Annotated in this window: 20 protein-coding genes and 2 riboswitches; of the genes, 12 read left to right on the forward strand and 8 right to left on the reverse strand. The window is 65.9% G+C overall.

What is annotated here, in order from left to right; genetic code table 11:
• Nucleotides 1-68: 68 nt before the first annotated feature.
• Nucleotides 69-1037: a TAXI family TRAP transporter solute-binding subunit gene (locus tag AAG895_RS02930; protein WP_345794070.1), complete on the reverse strand. Its 969-nt coding sequence runs from the start codon at nt 1035-1037 to the stop codon at nt 69-71.
• A 266-nt stretch (nt 1038-1303) separates the two neighbouring features.
• Here AAG895_RS02930 and AAG895_RS02935 point away from each other — a divergent pair, with 266 nt between their 5' ends.
• The gene (locus AAG895_RS02935) at nt 1304-2140 is read left to right on the forward strand and encodes a helical backbone metal receptor (protein ID WP_345794071.1); all 837 of its coding nucleotides are present in this window, start codon (nt 1304-1306) and stop codon (nt 2138-2140) included.
• A 1-nt stretch (nt 2141) separates the two neighbouring features.
• Here AAG895_RS02935 and AAG895_RS02940 read toward each other — a convergent pair whose 3' ends face one another.
• Nucleotides 2142-3542: a Fic family protein gene (locus tag AAG895_RS02940; protein WP_345794072.1), complete on the reverse strand. Its 1401-nt coding sequence runs from the start codon at nt 3540-3542 to the stop codon at nt 2142-2144.
• Between the two features lie 339 nt (nt 3543-3881).
• A riboswitch (cyclic di-GMP riboswitch) is annotated at nt 3882-3968 on the forward strand.
• A gap of 100 nt (nt 3969-4068) precedes the next feature.
• Between AAG895_RS02940 and AAG895_RS02945 the strand changes: the two genes are divergently transcribed.
• A complete protein-coding gene (locus AAG895_RS02945; RefSeq protein ID WP_345794073.1) occupies nt 4069-5829 on the forward strand; it encodes a S8 family serine peptidase in 1761 nt (586 codons plus the stop codon).
• Nucleotides 5830-6061: 232 nt separating this feature from the next.
• Nucleotides 6062-6148, forward strand: a riboswitch (cyclic di-GMP riboswitch).
• Between the two features lie 100 nt (nt 6149-6248).
• Complete coding sequence (locus tag AAG895_RS02950; RefSeq protein ID WP_345794074.1) at nt 6249-7997, forward strand: S8 family serine peptidase; 1749 nt, start codon at nt 6249-6251, stop codon at nt 7995-7997.
• A 203-nt stretch (nt 7998-8200) separates the two neighbouring features.
• Here AAG895_RS02950 and AAG895_RS02955 read toward each other — a convergent pair whose 3' ends face one another.
• The 4 genes from AAG895_RS02955 to AAG895_RS02970 all read right to left on the reverse strand — a co-directional run bounded on the left by AAG895_RS02955 (nt 8201) and on the right by AAG895_RS02970 (nt 12833).
• The gene (locus tag AAG895_RS02955; RefSeq protein WP_345794075.1) at nt 8201-8992 is read right to left on the reverse strand and encodes a choice-of-anchor N protein; all 792 of its coding nucleotides are present in this window, start codon (nt 8990-8992) and stop codon (nt 8201-8203) included.
• Nucleotides 8993-9342: 350 nt separating this feature from the next.
• On the reverse strand, nt 9343-9786 hold the full coding sequence (locus AAG895_RS02960) for a PIN domain-containing protein (RefSeq protein ID WP_345794076.1): 444 nt from the start codon (nt 9784-9786) through the stop codon (nt 9343-9345).
• Between the two features lie 143 nt (nt 9787-9929).
• On the reverse strand, nt 9930-11753 hold the full coding sequence (gene phaC / locus AAG895_RS02965; RefSeq protein WP_345794077.1) for a class I poly(R)-hydroxyalkanoic acid synthase: 1824 nt from the start codon (nt 11751-11753) through the stop codon (nt 9930-9932).
• Between the two features lie 36 nt (nt 11754-11789).
• Nucleotides 11790-12833, reverse strand: a complete 1044-nt coding sequence (locus tag AAG895_RS02970; protein WP_345794078.1) for an MBL fold metallo-hydrolase — start codon at nt 12831-12833, stop codon at nt 11790-11792.
• 165 nt (nt 12834-12998) lie between these two features.
• On the opposite strand from AAG895_RS02970, the gene AAG895_RS02975 reads away from it, so the two are divergent.
• From AAG895_RS02975 to AAG895_RS03005, 7 genes are all read left to right on the forward strand, one after another.
• On the forward strand, nt 12999-13442 hold the full coding sequence (locus AAG895_RS02975) for a MerR family DNA-binding transcriptional regulator (protein WP_345794079.1): 444 nt from the start codon (nt 12999-13001) through the stop codon (nt 13440-13442).
• Nucleotides 13443-13530: 88 nt separating this feature from the next.
• Nucleotides 13531-13998 (forward strand): PaaI family thioesterase, encoded by a 468-nt coding sequence (locus tag AAG895_RS02980; RefSeq protein WP_345794080.1) that lies wholly within the window; start codon nt 13531-13533, stop codon nt 13996-13998.
• A 53-nt stretch (nt 13999-14051) separates the two neighbouring features.
• Nucleotides 14052-15191: a carbonate dehydratase gene (can, locus tag AAG895_RS02985; RefSeq protein WP_345794081.1), complete on the forward strand. Its 1140-nt coding sequence runs from the start codon at nt 14052-14054 to the stop codon at nt 15189-15191.
• Nucleotides 15192-15228: 37 nt separating this feature from the next.
• Nucleotides 15229-16437: an acetyl-CoA C-acetyltransferase gene (locus AAG895_RS02990; protein ID WP_345794082.1), complete on the forward strand. Its 1209-nt coding sequence runs from the start codon at nt 15229-15231 to the stop codon at nt 16435-16437.
• A gap of 12 nt (nt 16438-16449) precedes the next feature.
• Nucleotides 16450-17583 (forward strand): acyl-CoA dehydrogenase, encoded by a 1134-nt coding sequence (locus tag AAG895_RS02995; protein ID WP_345794083.1) that lies wholly within the window; start codon nt 16450-16452, stop codon nt 17581-17583.
• Between the two features lie 234 nt (nt 17584-17817).
• On the forward strand, nt 17818-18243 hold the full coding sequence (locus AAG895_RS03000) for a hypothetical protein (protein WP_345794084.1): 426 nt from the start codon (nt 17818-17820) through the stop codon (nt 18241-18243).
• A gap of 41 nt (nt 18244-18284) precedes the next feature.
• Entirely contained in the window at nt 18285-18707 is a 423-nt protein-coding gene (locus AAG895_RS03005) for a hypothetical protein (RefSeq protein ID WP_345794085.1), read from the forward strand.
• 150 nt (nt 18708-18857) lie between these two features.
• Here the strand turns inward: AAG895_RS03005 and AAG895_RS03010 are convergent, their stop codons facing one another.
• On the reverse strand, nt 18858-19340 hold the full coding sequence (locus AAG895_RS03010; RefSeq protein WP_345794086.1) for an acyl-CoA thioesterase: 483 nt from the start codon (nt 19338-19340) through the stop codon (nt 18858-18860).
• A gap of 104 nt (nt 19341-19444) precedes the next feature.
• On the opposite strand from AAG895_RS03010, the gene AAG895_RS03015 reads away from it, so the two are divergent.
• Together AAG895_RS03015 and AAG895_RS03020 are read left to right on the forward strand one after the other, a co-directional pair.
• On the forward strand, nt 19445-19810 hold the full coding sequence (locus AAG895_RS03015; RefSeq protein ID WP_345794087.1) for a cupin domain-containing protein: 366 nt from the start codon (nt 19445-19447) through the stop codon (nt 19808-19810).
• 77 nt (nt 19811-19887) lie between these two features.
• Nucleotides 19888-21096 carry a hypothetical protein gene (locus AAG895_RS03020; protein ID WP_345794088.1) on the forward strand — a complete coding sequence of 403 codons (1209 nt, stop codon included), beginning with the start codon at nt 19888-19890 and terminating at the stop codon, nt 21094-21096.
• Here AAG895_RS03020 and AAG895_RS03025 read toward each other — a convergent pair.
• A complete protein-coding gene (locus tag AAG895_RS03025; RefSeq protein WP_345794089.1) occupies nt 21093-22178 on the reverse strand; it encodes an AraC family transcriptional regulator in 1086 nt (361 codons plus the stop codon). The genes AAG895_RS03020 and AAG895_RS03025 overlap by 4 nt on opposite strands.
• Nucleotides 22179-22252: the final 74 nt, after the last annotated feature.

Below are 22252 nucleotides of genomic sequence, written 5' to 3' on the forward strand. Positions count from 1 at the left end.
GGGACCAGGGGTCGCCGCCGTCTGTGCAGCAGTAACCGGCGTCCGCGGACAGACGCCGGGCGGCGGGATTACATCCAGCCCTTTTCCTTGTAGTACTTGACCGCGCCCTCATGCAGCGGCGCCGACAGGCCGTCCTTGATCATGTGCTTGGGATCGAGGTTGGCGAAGGCCGGGTGCAGCTTCTTGAAGTCCTCGAAGTTCTCGAACACCGCCTTCACCAGCGTATAGACGGTGTCGGCCGGCACCTTGGAGGAGGTCACGAAGCTCGCCACCACGCCGAAGGTGTCGGTCGCGTCCGGGTTGTTGGCGTAAAGGCCGCCCGGGATCTGCACCTTGGCGAAGTAGGGGTGCTCGGCGACCAGCTTGTCGACCGCCGCGCCGGTGATCGGCACCAGCTTGGCGCCGCAGGTCGTGGTCGGGTCCTGGATGTTGGCAGCCGGGTGGCCGACGACGTAGGCGAAGCCGTCGATCTTGTTGTCGCACAGCGCGGCGCTGTGCTCGTCGGGCTTGAGCTCGGACACCAGCGAGAAGTCGCTCTCCGCCATGCCCATCGCCGGCAGCAGCATCGCCATCGTCGCGCGCTGGCCCGAACCCGGGTTGCCGACGTTGAAGCGCTTGCCCTTGAAGTCCTCCATCTTGGTGATGTTGGCTTCCTTGCGCGACAGCACGGTCAGCGGCTCGGGATGCAGCGCGAACACCGCGCGCAGGTCGGTCACCGGTCCGCCGTCCTTGAACTGGGCCTCGCCCTTGATCGCGTTGTACTGGACATCGGACTGCGCCACGCCGAAGTCGAGCTCGCCCGCCTTGATCGTGTTCACGTTGTACACCGAGCCGCCGGTGCTCTCGACCGAGCAGCGCAGGCCATGCTGGGCGCGGTCCTTGTTGATCAGGCGGCAGATCGCGCCGCCGGCCGCGTAGTAGACGCCGGTCACGCCGCCGGTGCCGATGGTGACGAACTTCTGCTGGGCCTGCGCGGGCGCAGCGCCCAGGGTGCCGACGAGTGCGAATGCAGCGGCCAGAGCGGTCAGTTTCTTCATGGAGTTCTCCTGTGAGTGAATCGACACGAGTGAGGGTGGCGTGAATGCTCGCGCAGTGCGCGTTGCAGCACGAAGGGGGCGATGACCATCCCTGCGCGGACCTCGTTCAAACCAGTGGCAGAGCTTTGCACAAAATTCGGCATGGCGGCACCCGGGATTTCCCCGAGGGCGCGCCACTGCGTGCTTGTGCTGGGTGGGGCAGGCGAGCCGCGAGTGCGGTGCAGGGGCGCGCTACAATCGCAAGCTTCCTCACCGACCTCAAGCATATGGAATCGCACGAACCGCAGGGTGCAGCCGACCCGCTGGTCGATGCCGCAGGACAGCGGCACCGGCGCGCAGGCAATGAGGCGCGCATCGTCTCGCTGGTGCCGTCCCTCACCGAACTCCTCTTCGACCTCGGCTTGGGTGAGCACGTGGTCGGGCGCACCGGCTTTTGCGTGCATCCGCGCGAAGCCCTGCGCACCGTGCCCAAGGTCGGCGGCACCAAGGACGTGAAGCTCGAGCGGGTGCGCGAGCTCGCGCCCACCCACGTGCTGGTCAACATGGACGAGAACCGGCGCGAGACGGTGGATGAACTCGCCGCCTTCGTGCCGCACATCGTCGTCACCCACCCCAACACGCCGCAGGACAACCTCGGCCTGTTCGCGCTGCTCGGCGGCATCTTCGGCGCCGAGGCTGCCGCGGCCCGGCTGGCCGAAGACCTGCGCGCAGCCCTCGCCGAGGCCGCCACGCTGCGCAAGACGCTGCCCGACGAGCGCGTGCTCTACCTCATCTGGCGCGAGCCGTGGATGACCATCGCCCGCGACACCTACATCGCCGCCACGCTCGCCGCCGTCGGCTGGCACACCCTGCCTGCGGTGGAGGGCGGCGAGACCGGCGCGGCGCGCTATCCCGCATTCGACTGGGATGCGCCGTGGATCGGAAGCGTCGAGCGCGTGCTGCTGTCGACCGAACCCTACCGCTTCCGCGCGTCCCATGTGGACGAGGTCGAGGGCCTCGCCGCGCGTCCGGCGCTGCTGGTCGATGGCGAGATGGTGTCGTGGTACGGCAGCCGGGCGGCGATGGGGCTGCGCTGGCTGTGCGCGTTGCGGCGCAGCCTCTGACTCACTGGCGGTGAGCCGCCTTCCACGCTTCGAACTCGGACGGACGCAGGCCGTAGCGTGCCAGCACGCCTTCGTGTAGCCGCCGCAGCTCTTCGATGATCAGTGCCTGAACCTCGGGCTGCGCGTGCGCCGGAACCTGCCGCGCCACGGCTTGCCGGATGGTGTCGAGCGGGTCAAGTTCCGGATGCGTGACGACCTCACGCAGGGTCACCTTGATGACGTCGCGCCACGCCAGGCGCAGGGGGTCGGGCTCTGCCAGGTCCTGCTTGATGGCCAGGTATTCCTGCGTCGAGCGCTCATAGGCCCACACGTAAAGATCGCGCAGCAGCTCGACGCGCGTCATTTCATACACGCCAAGCGTTGCGCGGCTGTACGCCTGCTCCGGCACGTCCAGAAAGGTCAGCGGACACAGGTTGGCGCGGAACAGCGGCAGGTTCGCTGCGAGCCGGGAGCTGCGCTTGTTGATGTCGGCAAAGGGCTGCAGATACGGCAGGTGCACCATCATGAAGAAGGACTGCTCGAAGGGGTCGATGATGCTGTTGGCCTTGGCGAGCAGCGTGTCCAGCGCGTCCTCGATCTGCTTCGGCGTCGTCAGCGGCCGGTACACGCTCTGGCCGATATCCACCGCGTGCTGACGAATCCGACCTTCATCGGCAGGGTTGGGCAGCAGGTTCTCGGCCAGCACGCCATGCAGGTTCATCAGCAGGTAGCGGTTGAATTCGGCGCTGTCGACGTTCTCGACCAGCAGCTCGATCGCCGCCTTGTGGTTCAGGATCATCTGCGTTTCGATCGCCGCCTTGCCGCGTGCGGCCTTGCCGTGCTCGATGAGCTCGCGCGTGTCGAGGCGCGAGTAGGTGTTGCCTTCGAGGCGGCTCGACGCCCAGGACAGATCGATCAGCAGCCGGTTGAGGATGCCGCGGCTGTAGGTGCCTGCAGGCGCATCGAGCGCTGCAGTCCGCCCCATGCTGTGCAACTGGCGACGCAGCGACTCGGGCAGATACCAGGTCTCGTTCGGGCGGTAGGCGTCCAGGAAGTCTCGCTGATAGCCCACGGGCCTGCGCGCCTCCGGGGGCTGGTTGATGTAGTCGAGGATGTCCTGGCTGTCCGCCGACAGCGGGATGAAGCGCGGAAAAGTGTCGGCTCCGACTGCGCCGCCGGGCTGGTCGCCTGTGCGCCCGTGGTAGCGGTCGCCCACGAAATAGCGGCGGGCCCTGCCTTCGCCTTGAGCGCTGACCTTGCCCTCGTCGATCAGCTTCGCGGTCAGGCGCTGTGCCGTGCGTCGCGCAATGTCGGGGTGTCGCGTGAGCAGTTCTGCCAGTGTCAGTCCTTCGTCGGAAGACTGGATGCTGTTCAGCAGGGTCGAGGTGGAGGACGTCATGATGCTGGCGCGGTTCGAAATCATTGTGGCGCAATTCTGGCGCAGTTCTGAAAATTGCGCCAATCCTGATGCGCGATTTGGCGCAGTTCAAGCCGTCCCGTCGATGCCCGGCACGCCTCCCGGCCCGGCCGGCAGGATGCGCCGATGACGCTGTTCTGGCGCACCGCCTGAAACCCGCGCCATGCCGTCGTTTGCGCGTAAATCACTGTTGCAACGAGAAAAAGATCACGAAACCCCTAAAGGTTTACGGGGGCCGGCCGTTGACCCCACCAAGCGGCTATGGAATCGTAACAGCCATTAACAGCCGCCAAATTTGCTGCACTGAACAAGTACCATCCGCGCCGGATTTGAATCACCGCCGCGGCCTGAAAAAGGCAAACCCGTCGAAAGTCGGGGACGCAAAATCACCGGTCTACAAGGCTAGCGCCTCATGACAGCGGGATTGCCAGGAAAGTGACGCTGCCCTGTCAGGGACAAGCGCTGCTGTGTCTCCACGCGATCTCGAGGTCGAGCCCAAGGGCCGGGAACCGGAAAACGCATGGAGTCACAGATGAACACGTCCGCTTCCCTTCGCAAGCCTGTACTTGCTTCCCTGGTTGTCGCCCTCGGTGCGGCCTTCATTCCTGCTCAAGCCGTTGCTGCTGAAGAAGCGCAATGGGTCCCTGGTCGCCTGCTGGTGCAACCGCGTGCGGGCCTGTCGGAAGCGGAGTTCGACAAGATCATCAAGCCGCACGGCGGCAAGCAGGTCGGGAAGATCGAAGGGATCAACGTGCGTGTGATCCAACTCCCGCCGCAGGCCTCGGAGAAGGCGGTGGAGGCGCTGCTGAAGAACAACAAGCATCTGAAGTTTGCCGAACGGGACAGGATCGTGCCGCAGGACACGACCAACGACCCGTACTTTGGCAACGCGTGGCATCTTCCGAAGATTGGAGCGCCGACAGCCTGGGCTACGGGTACCGGTGCCGGTGTCACGATTGCGATCCTCGATTCGGGGATTGACAGCAAGCATCCCGACTTGGCCGGGAAGGTCCTTCCGGGCTGGAATTTCTACGATGGGAACTCGGATCTGACCGACGTGACCGGTCACGGCACACAGGTCGCCGGTACGGCGGCTGCGGCGAGCAATAACGCAACCGGTGTCGCTTCGATTGCCGGGGGGGCAATGATTCTTCCCGGTCGCATTGCGAGCACGACCGGTAGCGCATCGTTCAGCACGATGGCGAAAGGGGTGACTTGGGCGGCCGACCAGGGGGCACGCTTGGCGAACATCAGTTACGGCGGTGCGCGGAGTTCGTCGACGGTGCAAAGCGCCGGGCAGTATCTCAAGAGCAAGGGTGGGCTGCTGGTGGTGTCGGGCGGTAACAGCGGCGCGGAGGAAATCATTGCGGCCAGCGATGCGCTGATTGCGGTTTCTGGTACGACGAGCACCGATGCGAAGGCGAGCTGGTCCAGCTTCGGCAGCTACATTGATGTGGCGGCACCGGGTGCGGGGATCTGGACGACGAACAGGGGGGGCGGCTACGGGTCCATTTCCGGAACTTCCATCGCCAGTCCTGCGACCGCGGGTGTTCTGGCGCTGATGATGGAAGCGAACCCGAAGCTGGGGCCCGATGATCTGACGAAGCTGCTGTTCTCGACCGCGGTCGATCTGGGAACGGCTGGGTACGACAAGTACTTTGGTCACGGACGGGTCAACGCGGCCGCTGCAGTACAAGCGGCCGCAACGGCCACCGTCTCTGATACGAGTGCGCCCACGGTCAGCGTGAGCGGGCTGGCTGCCGGGGCGACGGTATCGGGTCTAGTGGCCGTCGGCGTCAGCGCCACCGACAACGTCGGCGTGAGTCGAGTCGAGCTCCTGGTCAACGGCAGCCTGCTCGCGACCGATATTTCCTCGCCCTACGGATTCAGTTGGGACTCCACCAAGACGCCGGACGGAACTGCAACGCTCACGGCGCGCGCCTACGACGCGGCTGGAAACTTCACGGCGAAGTCGCTGAGCGTCACAGTCGCCAACAGCAGTGCCAAGACTACGGCTGCGGATACGGTTGCACCAGTGGCCGCGATTACCAATCCGGTCGGCGGAGGTCGGGTAAATGGCACGGTGAGCGTGAATGGGTCTGCCAGTGATGATGTCCGTGTAACTCAGATGCGCCTGTACATCGATGCCAAATTGGTGAGCACGGTCACTGGGAATAGCCTCAGCTACCGCTGGAACACCAAGAAGGTTGCGGCGGGAACGCATACGATTACGCTCGATGCGTTCGATGCGGCAGGGAATCGAGGTACGCGCAGCATCACGGTCACACGGTAAATTAGGCGGTCATCCTGCACCATGCGGCAAGGGCTTCCATCTTCAGTTGGGCAAAGGTCTCTATCGCAACTCAGGGCTGTGCACTAGCAAGTCTCCAATGCGGTAGAACAGTCGTCCGCAGAAAACGCTGAGATCCTGAATGGCGAAGGCATCGGTCAGATCGTGCTGGCTTGATGTCTTCCAATAAGCAGTATTCGCGTCGACGCCCGTCACCAAGGTGCGAGTCGCCGCGGCCTGAAAAAGGCAAACCCGTCGAAAGACGGGGACGCAAAATCACCGGTCTACAAGGCTAGCGCCTCATGACAGCGGGATTGCCAGGAAAGTGACGCTGCCCTGTCAGGGACAAGCGCTGCTGTGTCTCCACGCGATCTCGAGGTCGAGCCCAAGGGCCGGGAACCGGAAAACGCATGGAGTCACAGATGAACACGTCCGCTTCCCTTCGCAAGCCTGTACTTGCTTCCCTGGTTGTCGCCCTCGGTGCGGCCCTCGTTCCTGCTCAAGCCGTTGCCGCTGAAGAAGCGCAATGGGTCCCCGGCCGCTTGCTGGTGCAACCGCGTGCGGGCCTGTCGGAAGCGGAGTTCGACAAGATCATCAAGCCGCACGGCGGCAAACAGGTCGGGAAGATCGAAGGGATCAACGTGCGTGTGATCCAACTCCCGCCGCAGGCCTCGGAGAAGGCGGTGGAGGCGCTGCTGAAGAACAACAAGCATCTGAAGTTTGCCGAGCGGGACATGATCGTGCCGCAGGACACGACGAACGACCCGTACTTTGGCAACGCGTGGCATCTTCCGAAGATTGGAGCGCCGACAGCCTGGGCTACGGGAACCGGTGCCGGTGTCACGATTGCGATCCTCGATTCGGGGATTGACAGCAAGCATCCCGACTTGGCCGGGAAGGTCCTTCCGGGCTGGAATTTCTATGATGGGAACTCGGATCTGACCGACGTGACCGGCCACGGCACGCAGGTAGCGGGTACGGCGGCCGCGGCAAGCAATAACGCAACCGGTGTCGCGTCGATTGCCGGGGGGGCGATGATTCTTCCCGGTCGCATTGCGAGCACGACCGGTAGCGCATCGTTCAGCACGATGGCGAAAGGGGTGACCTGGGCAGCCGATCAGGGCGCGCGCCTGGCGAACATTAGCTACGGCGGTGCGCGGAGTTCGTCGACGGTGCAAAGCGCCGGGCAGTATCTCAAGAGCAAGGGTGGGCTGCTGGTGGTGTCGGGCGGTAACAGCGGCGCGGAGGAAATCATTGCGGCCAGCGATGCGCTGATTGCGGTTTCTGGTACGACGAGCACCGATGCGAAGGCGAGCTGGTCCAGCTTCGGCAGCTACATTGATGTGGCGGCACCGGGTGCGGGGATCTGGACGACGAACAGGGGGGGCGGCTACGGGTCCATTTCCGGAACTTCCATCGCCAGTCCTGCGACCGCGGGTGTTCTGGCGCTGATGATGGAAGCGAACCCGAAGCTGGGGCCCGATGATCTGACGAAGCTGCTGTTCTCGACCGCGGTCGATCTGGGAACGGCTGGGTACGACAAGTACTTTGGTCACGGACGGGTCAACGCGGCCGCTGCAGTACAAGCGGCCGCAACGGCCACCGTCTCTGATACGAGTGCGCCCACGGTCAGCGTGAGCGGGCTGGCTGCCGGGGCGACGGTATCGGGTCTAGTGGCCGTCGGCGTCAGCGCCACCGACAACGTCGGCGTGAGTCGAGTCGAGCTCCTGGTCAACGGCAGCCTGCTCGCGACCGATATTTCCTCGCCCTACGGATTCAGTTGGGACTCCACCAAGACGCCGGACGGAACTGCAACGCTCACGGCGCGCGCCTACGACGCGGCTGGCAATTTCACGACCAAGTCGCTGAGCGTCACTGTGGCGAACACGGCTGACACGCTTCCCCCGTCCGTGACGATTGCAAACCCCGTTGACGGCACCTCGCTGTCCGGGCTGACAAGCGTGTCTGTAAAAGTCGATGCGATCGACAACATTTCCGTCAAGACGCTTTCACTCTATATCGACGGGAAACTGGTCAGCACGGCAACAGGCGGTGTTCTGAGCTACAGCTGGAATATCCGCAAGCTTGCGGCGGGTACCCACGAAATCCGTGCCGAAGCCCTTGATTCCGCAGGGCTGAAGGGTACGAAGATGGTCTCGGTGGCGCGATGAGATAAGCGTAACTTCTTGGTCGCGTCAGCGTGCGTTGATACGGATTTGTTGCTCGTATTGCGTTCCGCTTAGTCCCTGCTCGGCTGGTGGCAAGGCTTTGCAGCGCACTTCGATGTGATTGATGGTTCGACAAAAGAAACAAGCCCCATCTCGGGGGCTTGTTTGAACCTCGAATCAGATTTGGACTCGTCTGACGAAAGCCTTCAGGCGGCGTTCCACTTGCGGCGCGAGGCCCACAGTCCAAGAAGACCGCCGCCAATGAGCAGCAGGCTACCCGGTTCCGGAACGGTCTCATCGTCACCGTCGCCATCACCGCCGCTTTCTGCGTCGTGGGAGAAGGGCGCGGACCAGGCCACATCAACGTCGTCCACTATTTTGCATTGTCCTTTATCATCCTCAGTGCAGATCTTTCTGTTGTAGAGATCGAAGTGCAGAGCCAAGGTTTCATCAAGTCCCGAAATGTCGATCTCGAACGCCCGGTAGAGCATGTTCTTGGCCGCTGGAGAAATTGGCCCCTGACCAGTGTCATCGACATCGGCCGTGTCGTACTCGCCGGAGGTTGCTGCGCCCGTGAAGTTAAAGGCGTACTCAAAAAAGTATGTGTCAAAGATGTCGTGATCGGGTAAATCACCCGGATCAGCGAGTTGCGTCGCTGCTGATTCGAGAGGCGGCACGCCAAACACCATATCGTCGGTCACATCAACAGTGACTGCAGCGCCACCGTTATATTTGAAGGTGAAGAAACCAAAGTCGCCGCCGATCGTGGTTTTCGGGGTAATGGCCATGGAGAGGGCGTATGTGTCCCCTGCGGCATTCTGGGTACTTTCTTGCAGATATGTGTAGAGAGTGAATGGATTGGTGGTCGCTACAACCGTCTCGGTCGTAGTGTTGTACTCACCGTTAAAAATATCTAGCTGCAGCTGCGGGACGGCGTGCGCTGCAGTTGAGAAGGCAAGGCTGACCGCTGCAGCGAGTGTCAAATACGAAGTTTTCATGATGGCGTCTCCCGCGAGAGTGTAGTGGCCTGGTCGAAACGGGCCAAGCTTGATTTCAACCAAGCACTTCCCGTGCCATTTCTTTAAGTAACTGATTTATCGTTAGTAAATTTTGTGACTTCGCTCGTTTCTTAATTGAGTGTAAAGAAATCCGACATTGGGTTGGAGCCGGGTCATTCGCGTGCAGTAAGCTCGGCTCGCGGCATCGACGTGTGCGCAGTGCCGAGAACAAGCGCGCCGGAAAGTCATGCAGCTTGCTGAACGCTAGCCTCGAGATAGGGGGGGAGGTCTGACCGTCGAGATGGGGAGGGTGGCTGCACCCTGCATTCCGGTCAGCTTGGGCGCAGGCGCTACGACCGGCTCCATGGCGGTGGTGACACGAAACGCTCGGGTGTCAGGATCATGAAGCGGTCTCGTATCGCGCGGTGACGTGCCAGTTTCAGCAGGGCCTTGTCGCGTGTTAGCAGATGGGTGGCTTGGTCCAAAAGTGCGATCTCGAGAAACTTCTGGTCATCTGCGTCCTGACAACGAGGTAGCGAGATGAGCTTTTCTGACGCGATCCACTCAAGACGGTCGTCCGGTCGGGGCAGTAGGGACTCGAAGTGTGCATGTATGTGTTGTTGCGACGCTTCATTCAGAGCGAATTGCCGGTAGGCAAGCACGCTTCGCAGCTCATCCAGGGCGTCGGGGCGGCTGCAAAGCCGGCAGTTTCCCGCCTCGATCCACTCCCGCAACGCCTCCAGCTTCGGATCGCGAAACATCCACAGCGCCAGCACCGTATTGGTGTCGAGCACGAGGCGAGGGCGGTCGTCCCTTGAGTCATCCCCGTTCTGGGGCGTAAGAATTTCCGACACTATCCCACCGTTCAATCCATTGAGTACCCCGTTAACGCAAAAAACGGGGAGGGTCACCCCTCCCCGCTCCTACCCATCAACGCTTAAGCCGCAGCCTTGACGTCAACACGCGCCTTGACGAAGCTGCCCGGCGCGTCTTCCAGCGCCTTCAGCTTGCCCTTGGCGGGGTCGCGCGGGTCGACCTGCGCGGCGTCGTGCCCGGTGACCCAGGCCTGCCAGTCGGTCCACCACGAGCCCGGGTTCTGCTGGGCGCCCTCGAGCCAGGCTTCGCCGGTTTCGGGCAGCTTGGCGGCCGGGTTGACCCAGTAGCCGTACTTGTTGGCCGCCGGCGGGTTGACGATGCCGGCGATGTGGCCGGAACCACCCAGCACGAAGCGCACCGGGGCGGTGAAGCGGCGGGCGCCCATGTAGGTGCTCTTCCACGGCGCGATGTGGTCTTCGATGGCCGAGATGAAGTAGCACGGCACCTTGATCTTGGTGAGGTCGATCGGGGTGCCGTCGATCTCGATGCCGCCCGGCTCGACCAGGCGGTTTTCCATGTACATGCTGCGCAGGTAGAAGCTGTGCATCGCGGCCGGCATGCGGGTGGAGTCCGAGTTCCAGTACAGCAGGTCGAACGGGAACGGGTCCTTGCCCATCAGGTAGTTGCTGACCACGAACGACCAGATCAGGTCGTTCGAGCGCAGCATGCTGAAGGTGCCGGCCATTTCCGAGCCTTCCAGGTAACCGCGCTCGAACATCTTCTTCTCGAGGCTGGAGACCTGGCCTTCGTCGATGAACACGCCGAGCTCGCCGGGTTCGGTGAAGTCGGTCATGGTGGTGAAGAAGGTGGCCGAGGCGATGCGCTTCTGGCGCTTGGCGGCGAGGTAGGCGAGCGTGGTGGCGAGCAGCGTGCCGCCCAGGCAGTAGCCGGCGGCGTTGACTTCCTTCTCGCCGGTCTGCTGTTCGATGGCGTCGAGCGCGGCGATCACGCCTTCCTTGACGTAGGCGTCGAAGCTCTTGGCAGCCAGGTGCTCGTCCGGGTTGACCCAGGAGATCACGAACACGGTGTGGCCCTGGTCCACGCACCACTTGATGTACGAGTTCTTCTCGCGCAGGTCGAGGATGTAGAACTTGTTGATCCAGGGCGGCACGATCAGCAGCGGCTTCTTCAGCACCTTGTCGGTGCTGGGGGTGTATTGCAGAAGCTGCATCATCTCGGTCTGGAACACGACCTTGCCCGGCGTGGTGGCGACGTTCTTGCCCAGCTCGAAGGCCGTGGTGTCGGTCATCTTGACGCGCAGGTTGCCGCCGCCTTCCTCGACGTCGCGCAGCAGGTTGTTGAGGCCCTTGAGCAGGTTCTGGCCGTGGCTCTTGACCGTCTCGCGGAAGACTTCGGGGTTGGTGATCGCGAAGTTGGACGGCGACAGGGCGTCGATGTACTGGCGGGTGTAGAAGGTGACCTTCTTCTGCGTCTGCTCGTCGAGACCGTCGACGCCGCTGACGGTGTCATGGATGTGACGGGCGGCGATGAGGTAGGACTGCTTGATGAAGTCGAACAGGAAGTGCTCTTCCCATTCCTCGTCCTTGAAGCGCTTGTCGGTCTTCTCGGGAGCGGCGACCGGGGCGGCGCTGAGGCCGGCGACGCGCATCATCGAGTGCTGCCACAGCGAGAAGTAGTCCCACACCAGGTTCATCTGCGCCTGGGCGAGCTTGTACGGGTTGGCCAGCAGCTTGGCCATCATGTCCATGAAAGCCTGGGCGATGCCGAGCTCGTCGGCGGGGGTGGAAACGCCCTTCTTGAGCTGGCGATGGACGTGGTCGCTGATCAGGTGCGAGGCGCGGCGGGCGACTTCGGCGTAGGTCTTGGCGACTTCCTGCGGGTCGGGCAGATCGCACTTGGGCGTTTCGTTGCTGGGTGCAGCCATGTGGGTAGGGCTCCTGTTGTTTGGATCGGGGCGGGCTTATCGGCAAGGGGTGAAGCGGATCAGGCCGTTCGCGTCGACCTGCCTCGACAGTGCTCCCTGACTCTCGAGGTGGTTGAGGTGGGCGATGGCCTCCCCCATTGCGAACATGACCTGGTGGGTATCGAGCGCGCGTGGAAAAAGCGTCGGCAACAACTCGGACGCAGTGCTCGGCGTGTGGCAGGCAGCCAGCAGCACCTCGCAGCGCTCGCGATGATGCTCGACCAATTGATCCACTCTTGATCGAATACCCTTGAAAGGTTTGCCGTGGGATGGTAGCACGAGCGTGTCGTCGGGAATGTTGCACAAATCCCGCAAGGAGCGCAGAAACCATCCCAGTGGATCATCATTGGGCGTTGCGGCGTAAACGCTGACGTTGGTCGAGATGCGCGGCAGCAGCATGTCGCCCGAGATGAGCACGCCGAGCGCGGCGCAGTACAGGCTGGCGTGCTCGGGCGCGTGGCCGAAGCCGACGATGATGCGCCAGTCGTGGGTGCCGATGCGCACCTCGTCGCCGGCGAACAGGCGGTGGTAGCGCGCGGGTACCTCGGGGGCGCCGAGGCGGTAGGCGTTGCCGCGGGTGGCGAGGGCGTCGTGGCGGCTGTCGTCCAGGCCGTGGCGGCGGAACTGGTCGAGCATGTCGGGGATGCAGTAGCCCGGAAGCTGATTCCACACCGCCTGCGCGGCGAAGAATTCGCCCTGCGTCATGTGGATCGGGGCGCCGTCGCGGGCGGCCAGCCAGGTGGCGAGGCCGATGTGGTCGGGATGGTGGTGGGTGACGATGATGCGCGACAGCGGGCGGCCGTCGGCGGCGAGCACGGCCTCCCAGGCGGCGCGCGTGTCGGCGGTGGCGTAGCCGCAGTCGATGACCACGACGCGGTCGCCGTCGTCCAGCAGCCAGAGGTTGATGTGGTCGAGCGCGAAGGGCAGGCGCATGCGCACCCAGCGCACGCCGGGCGCGACCTCGACGGTGTGCGCGTGCTCGGGCAGGGCCTCGATGGGGTAGTGAAGGGCAGGGTGCGAGGGGCTGGGGGGTGCGCTCATGTGTTGTCCTGAGTCGGGGGCGGAGCGGGCGGGGCGAGGATCGCATTGCCCAAAACCCGGGAATCTGCTTAACTTCCGTCCGATTTTCGAGTTATCAGTAAATAAAACAATGAATTGCGTCCGGTGATACGGCATTGTGCCGGCGGCCGGGGGCGGCGACCGAGCATGTCCAACGAAGAAACCTACACCATTACCGAACTCGCTCGCGAATTCGACATCACCCCGCGCGCCATCCGCTTCTACGAGGATCAGGGCTTGCTGACCCCCGCTCGCGCCGGGCGCGCTCGCGTCTACACCAAGGCCGACCGCACCCGACTCAAGCTCACGCTGCGCGGCAAGCGCCTGGGCCTCTCGCTCGCCGAGATCCGCGAGCTGCTCGACATGTACGGCGGCGTGCGCAACTCCGCACCGCAGCTGCAGCGCTTCCTCAACGTGCTCGCCGTGCGGCGCGCTGCCATGGAGCAGCAACGCCGCGACATCCAGGCCGTGCTCGAGGAGATCGACATGCTCGAGCGCCAGTGCCAGGCCCTGCTCGGCGACAACGCCGAAGGCGCCGCCGAAGCCCGGGCCGAACTCGCCCGCCGCATCGACCGCGCCAGCGTGGGGTGACGCGGCGAGGCTTGCCTTTTTTCGGGGCTCAGTTTACGTTGACGTAAACGTTAAATCAACACCAGCCGTGCCACGAGGAGGTCCGACGATGCGATCCGAGATGCCGCAGTTCCAGCCCCGCGACCCGGGCTACGCCGAACGCGTGCGGGCGAGTTTTGGCCTGCAGCAGGCGATGAGCCTCATCGGCGCGGAGCTCGCGTTGCTCGAGCCCGGCTACGTCGAGATCCATCTGCCGCACAAGCCCGAGATCACCCAGCAACACGGCTTCATCCACGGCGGGGTGGTGGGCATGATCGCCGACTCGGCGGCCGGCTACGCGGCCAACACCCTCACGCCCGCCGATGCCAGCGTGCTCACCGTCGAGTACAAGATGAACCTCGTCGCCCCCGCCGACGGCCAGCGCCTGGTGGCGCGTGGCGAGGTGGTGCGCCCGGGGCGCACGCTGATCGTCACCCGGGCCGACGTGTACGCGATCCGCGACGAGCAATGGACCTTGTGCGCGATCATGCAGCAGACCATCATGGCCATGCACGGCAAGAAGGAGCGCGAGGGCTGAGCTGCGCGCGCCGCCATGCCCCCTCCCGCATCCATCCAACGTTGAGCCGGCCCATGACGACACTGCGCCCATTGTCCGCATCCGACACCAAGGAACTGGAGCAGGTCCGCCAGTTCTTCCGCAACTACGCCGCCTGGCTCGGCGTCGACCTGAGCTACCAGGGCTTCGCCGACGAGGTCGCCAACCTGCCCGGAGCCTACGGCGAAGCCGACGGCCGCCTGTTCTACGCCGAGATCGGCGGCCAGCCGGCAGGCTGCGTCGGCATCCGCCGCTTTTCCGAAGGCGTGTGTGAGATGAAGCGTCTCTATGTCGACCCTGCCGCCCGTGGCCAGGGCGTCGGCCGCAAGCTGGCGCTGGAGGCGATCAAGGCCGCGCGCGCGCTCGGCTACCGCCGCATCCTGCTCGACACCGTCCCGGCGATGCGCATCGCGGTGAAGCTCTACCGCGAGCTCGGCTTCAAGGAAGCGCCCGCCTACTACCCGTCGCCGGTCGAGGGCACGATCTTCCTCACGCTCGATCTGGAGAACTGGTCCGAGGACGAGGTCAACAACGAGAACCTCTTCCACCTCTTCGACTACAACCTGGCGTGGTCGCGTCAGATGCAGCAGATCGACCCCGGCTTCTTCGAGAAGCTGTCGCACCTGCAGAGCCCGGAATACCTGTGGATCGGCTGCTCCGACTCGCGCGTGCCGGCCAACCAGATCGTCGGCCTGCTGCCGGGCGAGGTCTTCGTGCATCGCAACGTGGCCAACGTCATCGTGCATACCGATCTCAACGCGCTGGCGGTCATCCAGTACGCGGTCGATGTGCTGAAGGTCAAGCACATCATGGTGGTCGGCCACTACGGCTGCGGCGGCGTCAAGGCAGCGCTCGAGCGCGCCCGCGTCGGCCTGGTCGACCTCTGGCTGCGCCACGTGCAGGACGTGCACCTGCGCCATGTGCAGTCGCTCGACAACCTGCCGTCCGAGCTGCGCCACGATCGCCTGTGCGAACTCAACGTCATCGAGCAGGTGGCCAACGTGGCGCAGACCGTGGTCGTGCAGGATGCCTGGCGGCGCGGCCAGAACCTGACCGTGCATGGCTGGATCTACGGCCTCAAGGACGGTCTCATCCGCGATCTGGGCGTGAATGTCAGCCGCCCGGACGATCTCATGCCGCGCTATGCCGCGGCCCTCGAAGCGCTCGGCAACTGAGCGCACCGCTTAATCACGCATGCAACAGGAGAGCTTCATGTCCGACCCCGTCGTCATCGTTTCCGTCGCCCGTACGCCGCTCGGCGGCTTTCAGGGTGACCTGTCCAGCCTGACCACGCCGCAGCTCGGTGCAGTCGCCATCAAGGCGGCGGTCGAGCGCGCCCGTCTCTCGCCCGAACAGGTGCAGGAAGTGATCATGGGTTGCGTCTTGCCCGCCGGCCTCGGCCAGGCGCCCGCCCGCCAGGCCGCCCTCGGCGCCGGCCTGCCGCTGTCGGCCGGCTGCACGACCATCAACAAGGTGTGCGGCTCGGGCATGAAGGCCACCATGCTGGCGCACGACCTCATCCTCGCCGGCAGCAACGAGGTCATGGTCGCCGGCGGCATGGAGTCGATGTCCAACGCGCCCTACCTGCTGCCCAAGGCGCGCGCCGGCTATCGCCTCGGCCACGGCCAGATGTTCGACCACATGTTCCTCGACGGCCTCGAGGACAGCTACTCCAGGGAGAACAAGGGCCGCCTGATGGGCACCTTCGCCGAGGACTGCGCCAGCCACTTCGATTTCACCCGCGAGGCCCAGGATGCGTTCGCGATCGCGTCGACGACGCGCGCGCAGGCCGCGATCAACAACGGCGACTTCACCTGGGAGGTGGTCCCGGTCACCGTGTCGGGCCGCAAGGGCGATGTCGTGGTTGACAAGGACGAGCAGCCGCTGAAGGCGCAGATCGACAAGATCCCCGGCCTCAAGCCGGCGTTCAAGAAGGACGGCACCGTCACCCCGGCCAACTCGAGTTCCATCTCCGATGGCGCCGCCGCGCTCGTGCTGATGCGCAAGTCCACCGCCGACAAGCTCGGCCTGAAGCCGGTCGCGACCATCGTCGGCCACGCCACCCACGCCCAGGAGCCGCAATGGTTCACCACCGCTCCGGTGGGCGCGATGCAGAAGGTGCTGGCCAAGGCCGGCTGGCACGCCGACGACGTCGATCTGTGGGAGATCAACGAAGCCTTCGCGGTCGTCACCATGGCGGCGATGCACGAGATGAAGCTGCCGCATGACAAGGTCAACGTAAACGGCGGCGCCTGCTCGCTCGGCCACCCGATCGGTGCATCGGGCGCGCGCATCCTGATCACCCTGATCGGCGCGCTGCGCAAGCGCGGCCTCAAGCGCGGCGTCGCCAGCCTGTGCATCGGCGGCGGCGAAGCCACGGCGATGGCGATCGAGGTCGATTCGTCGGTGGCCTGCGGCTAAGGAGCGATACACATGATTCTGACCCAGGAACAGGAACTCATCCGCGACTCGATGCGCGCCTTCGCGCAGGAGCGCCTGGCCCCCTTCGCCGCCGAATGGGACCGCAACCACACCTTCCCGCGCGAAGCGTTGAACGAACTCGCCGAACTCGGCGCGCTCGGCATGGTGGTGCCCGAGGAGTGGGGCGGCGCCGGCATGGACTACATGAGCCTGGTGCTGACGTTGGAAGAGATCGCCGCCGGTGACGGCGCCACCTCGACCATCGTCAGCGTGCAGAACTCGCTGCCCTGCGGCATCATCAATCGCTTCGGCACCGACGCGCAGAAGGAAGCCTGGCTCAAGCCGCTCGCCCGCGGCGAGAAGCTCGGCTGCTTCTGCCTCACCGAGCCGCACGTGGGTTCGGACGCCTCCGCCATCCGCACGAGCGCCGTGCGCGACGGCAACGAGTGGGTGTTGAACGGCGTGAAGCAGTTCATCACCACCGGCAAGCACGCCGACGTCGCCATCGTGTTCGCGGTCACCGACAAGGCCGCCGGCAAGAAGGGCATCACCTGCTTCCTGGTGCCCGCGAGCGCGCCCGGCTACCAGGTCGGCCACATCGAGGAGAAGATGGGCCAGAAGGCCTCCGACACCACGCAGATTCTGTTCGAGAACTGCCGCATCCCGGCCGACTCGGTGATCGGTGCCGAAGGCGAGGGCTACAAGATCGCGCTGTCCAACCTCGAGGCCGGACGCATCGGCATCGCCGCGCAGTGCCTGGGCATGGCGCGCGCCGCGCTGGAGGCGGCGGTCAAGTACGCGCAGGAGCGCGAGAGCTTCGGCAAGCCGATCTTCGAGCACCAGGCGGTGAACTTCCGCCTCGCCGACATGGCGACTCAGCTTGAAGCCGCGCGCCAGCTGGTGTGGCACGCCGCCAGCCTCAAGGATGCCGGCCGCCCCTGCCTCAAGGAAGCCTCGATGGCCAAGCTCTTCGCCTCCGAGATGGCCGAGCGCGTGTGCTCGGACGCCATCCAGGTGCACGGCGGCTACGGCTACGTCACCGACTTCCCGGTCGAGCGCATCTACCGCGATGTGCGCGTGTGCCAGATCTACGAAGGCGCGAGTGACATCCAGAAGCTGGTGATCGGGCGCGCGCTGGCGGCCTGATCGACCCCGCCGGGTGACGCACGAGGCCGGCTCTCCCGGGCAGGGGGCGCCGGCCTCGCCGTTTCGGGGGCGCGTGCGCGGTCACCGTGACATCTTTCGCGGATCGTCCGGGCGGGTTCGTGAGAACATCGGGTCCAGGAGTCTCGAGGAAGTCCGCGTGCCGGGGAGACCCGGACGGCAGTCGAACGGCAAGGTCCTCGAGCAGCTGCCGCAACGCTCAACGAGGCAAGCACCATGGATGCCATTTCTTCCGGGATGAACCCCGTTTCCCGCGACCTGATGCGGTCGGCGGACGTGCGCCAGACGCAGGCCGCCCAGCAGCAGGAGGAGGCGGCGCGCGCCAACGAGACCGCCGCGCGCGACGCGACCTCCGAGGCCGCGCAGCCCAGCGCCGTGGTCACCCTGAGCGCCGCCGCGCGTGGCGAAGCTGCGGCGCAGGCCGCTCCCAGCCCGGACAACGGCACGGTCGAGGCGCGCGCGGTCGAACAGGCCCGCGCCGCTGCAGCCAACGGCGACGTGCGCAACAACTACTCGGCTCAGCGCGCGCTGGCTTCTTACGAGGCCATGTCGCAGGTCGGCGCCAACGCTGCCGCCCGCCCGAGCCAGCCCGAGCAGCCCACGGCGCCGGGCCAGCGCGAGCCGGGCGTGCTGCGCACCTGAGTCGCATCGAGGATGTTCCGGCCACCTGAGGGCTGATCGTCATGGCGATCCAGGGTATCGGTTCCACCAGTGCAGCCGCCGCCTACATCGGCGGACAGCTCGCGCGCCAGCAGGCCGAACGCAGCGCCCAGCAGCTTGAGGCCAAGGCTGCCGCGCTCGCCGCCGAGGCAACGAGCGCGCGCAAGGAAGCGGATTCCGCCCAGCGCCGCGCCGAAGACCTGCAGGGCCAGGCCGGCCAGGCGCGCACGCGCGCCGAAATGGGCAAGCAGGCGGTGGAGTCGGTCAAGGGCATGGACCGGACAGCCGGCACCGTCTCGGCCACGGTCGATCGCGCGGCAAGGGTGGCTGCGCCCCAGCCGCCCGCGCAGCCGGTCGTCGAGACGGTCGAAACCTACACCCCCGCGGCCGCTACCCAGACCGCGCCTGCCAATCCGCCGGGTCAGATCGTCGACGTCACGGTGTGAGCTTGCGCCCACGTCCGGGGCGCATGGTGCATCGGTTTTCGGTACCTTTCTCGGCACATGCTGTGTGCAAGTGCATGTGGCGCTGCTGGCAGTTCCCGGGCATGGCCTCGGGGCTGCGCAATACCAGGCGGTCGCCAAGACCGCCGCCCCTCATTCCCCGCCGCCCACCTCGGCGAACTTGCGCTCCATCTCGCGCCGCATCGCGCGGCGCAGTTCGGCTTCGGCGAAGCGGCGGCGTTCGTCCGGGGTCTGCGGTGTCAGCGCCGGTACCTTGGTCGGTCGGCCTTCGTCGTCGACCGCGATCATGGTGAAGAAGCAGCTATTGACGTGGCGCACGACCTTGCCGCGGATGTCCTCGGCGATGACCTTGATGCCGACCTCCATCGACGAGTTGCCGGTGTGGTTCACCGAGGCGAGGAAGGTGACCAGCTCGCCGACCTGGATCGGCTGACGGAACATCACCTGGTCGACGCTCAGCGTGACGACGTAGTGGCCGGCGTAGCGCGCGGCGCAGGCGTAGGCCACCTGGTCGAGCAGCTTGAGGATGGCGCCGCCATGCACCTTGCCCGAGAAGTTCGCGGTGTCGGGCGTCATCAGGACGGTCATCGTGAGCTGGTGGGCGGGCAGGTCCATTGCGGGGTCTCGCGTTCTGTTGGCAAAGGGTCGGTGCAGTGTCGCCCGTGGCGAAGCCCGCCGCAAGGCTAGAATCCAGGCCTCGACCCAGCCCGTACGCACCGATGCACAAGACCCTCACCGCCTTCGCCCACGCCGACACGCCCGCCAGCCTCGACCATCCGCGCCCCGAGCGTCTCGTCCAGGGCAATCCGCTGCGCACCACCTGGAACCACTTCGCGCGCGACGGCATGTCCGCCGGGCTGTGGTCCTGCGAGCAAGGGGCGTGGCGGATCGCCTTCGCCGACGACACCGACGAGTTCTTCCACGTGCTCTCCGGCCGCGTCCGCATCACCGATGAAGGCGGGCTGGCGCGCGAGTTCGGGCCCGGCGAGGCGTGCGTGATCCCGGCGGGTTTCAAGGGCGTGTTCGAGGTGCTGGAGGCGGTGACCAAGCACTACGTCTTCGTGCAGCGCGGCGAGATGGCTTGAGGCTGCGCCCGGGCCGCCGCCTTGCCCGGGGGCGGCGCGGCGTCTAGGCTGCAAAAAGCAGCCGGGAGATCGCCGCCATGCCCAGAAGACCGTTGTCGTTCGTCCTTGGCGTATGCGTGTGTTCGCTCGCACTCGCGCAGGCACGTCCGCCCATTCCGAGCGTGGTGCTCGATCACATGAACGCGCTCGATCGCCGCTGCGCCGCCGCCGGCGGGCGCGCGGGCGCGGGGCGCTACGTCGTCGCGCAGGATTTCACCGGCGATGGCCGGCTCGACTACCTGCTGTCGGAGGGCGATTACGACTGTGTCGGCCGGCCTGGGCTGTTCCGCAAGGGCGGCGCGGCGCGGGTGGATCTGTTCGTGGTCGACGCGCGCAACGCTGCGCGCCGGGTCTATTCCGACCAGCTAATCGGCTACCGGGTGCTCGCGGGCAAGCCGGCCAAGGTGCAGATCGCCCGTCAGGGCACGGCCTGCGGCGCCGGCAGTAATGCCCGCACCCAGTGTGCGGCGCAACTGGCGTGGAACGGGCATGGTTTCGGGGAGGCGGTCGCGGTGAGCGATGCGAGGACGCAGCCGGATCCGACGCCTGCGACGAAGCCCGCAACGCCGGCCGCGCCAGCCGCCGCGGCTGCCGCCGCTGCAGCGGCGGGGCCGATCCCTGCGCCTCTGGCGGTGCCTCCCGAGGCGCGCCCGCGTTTCCTCGCCGAATGCCGGCAGACCTACGTGTCGCGCAGCGCCGATGCTGCGCGCTGGGCCGACGAGCAATGTGTTGCGGACTGGGGCAAGCTCACTGCGAGCGCTGCGGCCACCGACGCCTTGCTGGCAGCCCTGCCGGTGGCCGCGGGCGAGGCGGTGCCGCTGGCGAGTCTGCGCCAGCGCCTGGCCGGTGTGCGCTGGGCGGCCAAGCCCCGCTCGCGCGAGCTTTCGGCGAGCGGTCGCCTGGGTAACCTCGATGTCTCGGTGACCGGCGCGCCCGCGGCGAAGACGCTGGGCATGAACTGGATGGAGGTCGGCGCCGAGCCGCCCTACGACATCGTCGGCGCGATGCGGGTGCGTGGCGTCACGCTGACCGAGACCGCCTGCGAGGAGTTCGGCGCCGGCGAATGGCAGCGCGTGTTTGCGGGCAGTGCACCGGGACGGGCGCCCTTCAGGCTGGAGATTGCCCAGCGCATCGCGCCGTTTGCGAACGCCAACGCCTACTACGGGGTGACGATCGACCTTTCCGGCCGGGCGCCTGCGACGTCGGCGTCGCGGTCGGTGTGCAGCAATCCGAGCAATCTGATCTAGGCCTCGGGCGAACCATGCGGCGGTCCGGGGGGCTGCTCGGCGCGCGTCCGGTAGGCGCTCGGCGCCACCCCCGTCCACTCCCGGAACGCGCGCGCGAAGCTCTTCTCGCTGTCGAAGCCGACGGCGGCCGCGACCTGTTTCACCGGCTTGCGGGTCTGCAGCAGCAGCCTGATCGCGTGCTCGCGGCGAGCGTCGTTCTTGAGCCGCTGCAGCGACACCCCCTCTTCCTTCAGCTGCCGGTGCAGGGTGCGAACCGAGGTGTTGAGCTGTGCCGCGACGTCCTCGGCGGTGTGGATTGCCGCGGGGTCGGCGGCCAGGATCTGGCCGACGCTGTGCACCAGCAGGCGGTCGCGGCGGTACTGCAGCACGGTGAGCGGCAGCGCCCGTTGCAGCATCGCCTGCAGCGCCCTCTCGTCGCGGCGCACCGGCAGGGCGAGGTAGCGTGCGTCGAAGCTGATGCTCGCCGCCTGCGCCGCGAAGCGCGCCGGGCCGGCGAAGAGGTAGGCGTAGGCGTCGGCGTGGGCCGGGGCGGGGAAGGGGAAGGCGGCCTCGCTGAGCGCAATGCGCGAATCCACCAGCCAGCAGGCGTAGCCGAGCAGATAGCGCAGCGTGCTCACCAGGCAGAACTCGCGCAGCTCGCCAAGGTCGGCGTGCTCGATGACATGGATCGTCGCCACGCCGCGCTGGCCGGCGCGTGCCGGGATGAGTTCGAACACGATGTCCTCGGTGAGCAGGCGGTGGTGGCGGCACCAGCGCTTGAGGGCCACCTCCAGCGTCGGCGAGGTGAGCGAGGCGCGGCACAGCATGCCGTAGCTGCCCCATGGCAGCCGGCGCGAGAACCAGCCCAGGGTCTCGTCGTCGAGCTCCTGCATGGCCGCGCCCGACATCACCTCCATCTGCGCGGCGGTGACGCGCGCGTCGGGGTCGTCCAGCAGCGCCGGCGGGATCTGCGCCTGGGCGAGCGCGCTGGCCGGATCCATGCCCCGGCGGCGATACCCGGTGACGATCGCGCGGATGAAGGCGATCGGCGTGGCGGCGCGGCCGCGGGTGAGTTCGGCGGGCGAGGGGGCGAGGATCTTCATGTGCCGGAATGCTAGACGCCGTGGCACGAATTGCAACCTCGATGGCACTCGTCGTGCGCTGTGCGCCGCTAATC

Source organism: Thauera sp. JM12B12 (assembly GCF_039614725.1).
Classification (GTDB): domain Bacteria; phylum Pseudomonadota; class Gammaproteobacteria; order Burkholderiales; family Rhodocyclaceae; genus Thauera.

Bases quoted from the DNA above. Each gene is read 5' to 3' on its own strand.
- AAG895_RS02940 (WP_345794072.1), bottom strand. From the start codon at position 3,542: ATGATTTCGAACCGCGCCAGCATCATGACGTCCTCCACCTCGACCCTG.
- AAG895_RS02970 (WP_345794078.1), bottom strand. From the start codon at position 12,833: ATGAGCGCACCCCCCAGCCCCTCGCACCCTGCCCTTCACTACCCCATC.
- AAG895_RS03020 (WP_345794088.1), top strand. From the start codon at position 19,888: ATGCCCAGAAGACCGTTGTCGTTCGTCCTTGGCGTATGCGTGTGTTCG.
- AAG895_RS03005 (WP_345794085.1), top strand. From the start codon at position 18,285: ATGGCGATCCAGGGTATCGGTTCCACCAGTGCAGCCGCCGCCTACATC.
- AAG895_RS02955 (WP_345794075.1), bottom strand. From the start codon at position 8,992: ATGAAAACTTCGTATTTGACACTCGCTGCAGCGGTCAGCCTTGCCTTC.
- AAG895_RS02935 (WP_345794071.1), top strand. From the start codon at position 1,304: ATGGAATCGCACGAACCGCAGGGTGCAGCCGACCCGCTGGTCGATGCC.
- AAG895_RS02950 (WP_345794074.1), top strand. From the start codon at position 6,249: ATGAACACGTCCGCTTCCCTTCGCAAGCCTGTACTTGCTTCCCTGGTT.
- AAG895_RS02995 (WP_345794083.1), top strand. From the start codon at position 16,450: ATGATTCTGACCCAGGAACAGGAACTCATCCGCGACTCGATGCGCGCC.
- AAG895_RS02975 (WP_345794079.1), top strand. From the start codon at position 12,999: ATGTCCAACGAAGAAACCTACACCATTACCGAACTCGCTCGCGAATTC.
- AAG895_RS03000 (WP_345794084.1), top strand. From the start codon at position 17,818: ATGGATGCCATTTCTTCCGGGATGAACCCCGTTTCCCGCGACCTGATG.
- phaC (WP_345794077.1), bottom strand. From the start codon at position 11,753: ATGGCTGCACCCAGCAACGAAACGCCCAAGTGCGATCTGCCCGACCCG.
- AAG895_RS02980 (WP_345794080.1), top strand. From the start codon at position 13,531: ATGCGATCCGAGATGCCGCAGTTCCAGCCCCGCGACCCGGGCTACGCC.
- AAG895_RS03010 (WP_345794086.1), bottom strand. From the start codon at position 19,340: ATGGACCTGCCCGCCCACCAGCTCACGATGACCGTCCTGATGACGCCC.
- AAG895_RS02930 (WP_345794070.1), bottom strand. From the start codon at position 1,037: ATGAAGAAACTGACCGCTCTGGCCGCTGCATTCGCACTCGTCGGCACC.
- AAG895_RS02990 (WP_345794082.1), top strand. From the start codon at position 15,229: ATGTCCGACCCCGTCGTCATCGTTTCCGTCGCCCGTACGCCGCTCGGC.
- can (WP_345794081.1), top strand. From the start codon at position 14,052: ATGACGACACTGCGCCCATTGTCCGCATCCGACACCAAGGAACTGGAG.
- AAG895_RS03015 (WP_345794087.1), top strand. From the start codon at position 19,445: ATGCACAAGACCCTCACCGCCTTCGCCCACGCCGACACGCCCGCCAGC.
- AAG895_RS02945 (WP_345794073.1), top strand. From the start codon at position 4,069: ATGAACACGTCCGCTTCCCTTCGCAAGCCTGTACTTGCTTCCCTGGTT.
- AAG895_RS03025 (WP_345794089.1), bottom strand. From the start codon at position 22,178: ATGAAGATCCTCGCCCCCTCGCCCGCCGAACTCACCCGCGGCCGCGCC.